At 70.4% G+C, this 2014-nt stretch carries 3 protein-coding genes; all 3 read left to right on the top strand.

The window, feature by feature from the left end; all coding sequences use genetic code 11:
* The coding region (locus tag LCD35_RS29640; protein WP_225045319.1) for a SelB C-terminal domain-containing protein at positions 1–189 on the top strand (189 nt) is incomplete at its 5' end.
* An 86-nt stretch (positions 190–275) separates the two neighbouring features.
* Positions 276–1223 (top strand): Ku protein, encoded by a 948-nt coding sequence (locus LCD35_RS29635; protein ID WP_225045318.1) that lies wholly within the window; start codon positions 276–278, stop codon positions 1221–1223.
* Between the two features lie 13 nt (positions 1224–1236).
* Positions 1237–2014: non-homologous end-joining DNA ligase (gene ligD, locus LCD35_RS29630; RefSeq protein ID WP_225045317.1), on the top strand; the 778-nt coding region annotated here is incomplete at its 3' end.

The following is a 2014-nucleotide window of genomic DNA, read 5'->3' as shown; positions in this document are numbered from 1 at the left end:
ATCGTGCTCGCCGCGGGCGCCGACCGGCACGCCTGCGACGTGCTCGCCACCCTGCCCCAGCCGTTCACCCCCGCCGACGCCCGCCGCGCCCTGCGCACCACCCGCCGCGTCGCCCTGCCCCTGCTGGAACTGCTCGCCCGCGACGGCCGCACCGAACGCCTCCCCGACGGCACCCACCGGCTGCGCTGAACACCGCGGACCGTGCGATCAGCCGAAGCGCGGCGCATCGTGGGGACATGACGGGCCGGGTCGCCCGGCAGCGAGGGAGGCACGTCATGGCACGCAAGATCTGGACCGGCTCCATCAACTTCGGCCTGGTGACCATCCCGGTCGGCCTCTACGCCGCCACCGAGGACCACAGCCCCTCCTTCCACCAGTACCAACGCGGCACCACCGACCGCGTCCGCTACAAGCGCGTCAACGAACGCACCGGCGACGAGGTCGACTACGGCGACATCGTCAAAGGACGCGAAGTCGAAGGCACCCTGATCACCGTCGACCAGGAAGAGCTCGACGAGATCGCCCCCGGCCGCTCCCGCACCATCGACATCACCTCCTTCGTCGACCTCGACGAGATCGATCCGGTGCACTTCCAGCGCACCTACTGGCTCGCACCCAACGCCAAGGAGAACCACCGGCCCTACGACCTGCTGCGCCGCGCCATGGAGCAGACCAACCAGGTCGGCATCGCCACCTTCGTGCTGCGCGGCAAGGAATACCTCACCGCCGTGCGCGCCGACGACGCCGCGCTCGCCCTCAACACGCTGTTCTTCGCCGACGAGATCCGCGACCCCGCCCAGATCATCGGCGACACCGCAGGCTCGGCGCCCTCCGACAAGGAACTGGAAATGGCCGAGACCGTCATCGAATCCATGACCGGCGAATGGCACCCCGAGGACTACGAGGACACCTACACCGACCGCGTCGAACAACTCCTCGCCGACAAGGCCCGCGGCGTCGAACCCGCCGCCGAGGCCGAACCCGCCGCCGACACCGACGTCATCGACCTCACCGACGCGCTCCGCCGTAGCGTCGAACACGCCCGCGGCACCCGCAGCAGCAGCCGACGCGGCGGGCACGGAGACGAGCTCGGCGAACTCACCAAGGGCGAACTCGACAAGCGCGCCAAAGAACTCGGCGTCCGCGGCCGCTCCAAGATGAACCGCGCCGAACTCGAAGACGCCGTCCGCGACGCCACCCACGGCTCGCGCGCCGCGTCCTGACCGGAGCACCACCGTGGGACGCGTGACCGTGCGAGTGCAGGACCGCGAACTGACCCTGTCCAACCTGGACAAGGTGCTCTACCCCGCCTGCGGATTCCGCAAGCGCGACGTCATCGACTACTACCGGCGCATCGCCCCCGTGCTGCTGCCGCACCTGCGCGGCCGCGCCACCACCCTCATCCGCTACCCCGACGGCGTCGACTCCGGCTCGTTCTACGAGAAGGACGTCTCCCGCCACGCCCCCGACTGGGTCCCCACCGCCCGCCTGGTCAGCGGCGCCGACGGTACCGGCCGCGCCGTCAACCACCACGTGCTCATCGACGCCCTGCCCACCCTGGTGTGGACCGCGAACCTCGCCGCCCTCGAACTCCACGTCCCCCAGTGGACCGTCGGCGAACACGACACCCGCAACACCCCCGACCTGCTCGTGTTCGACCTCGACCCCGGGCCACCCGCCACCATCGTCGAATGCTGCCGCGCCGCCGAACTCCTGCACGAACGGCTGCGCGCCGACGGACTGCGCGCCTACCCGAAGACCAGCGGCGCCAAAGGCATGCAGCTGTACTGCCCGGTGCGCACCGAACGCCCCGACCGCACCTCCGCCTACGCCAAGCGGCTCGCCCACGAACTCGCCGCCGAACACCCCGACGCGCTGCTGGCGAAGATGAACCGCGCCGCCCGCACCGGCAAGGTCTTCCTCGACTGGAGCCAGAACAACCCCGCCAAGACCACCATCGCCCCCTACTCGCTGCGCGCCCGCGACCACCCCACCGCCAGTCTCATATACAAAA

Origin of the sequence: Saccharopolyspora sp. 6V, assembly GCF_020176785.1 — a bacterium.
Classification (GTDB): Bacteria; Actinomycetota; Actinomycetes; order Mycobacteriales; family Pseudonocardiaceae; genus Saccharopolyspora_C; species Saccharopolyspora_C gregorii.
The sequence above is the reverse complement of the archived record's forward strand: the minus strand, read 5'-3'. Positions and strand labels throughout refer to the sequence as shown.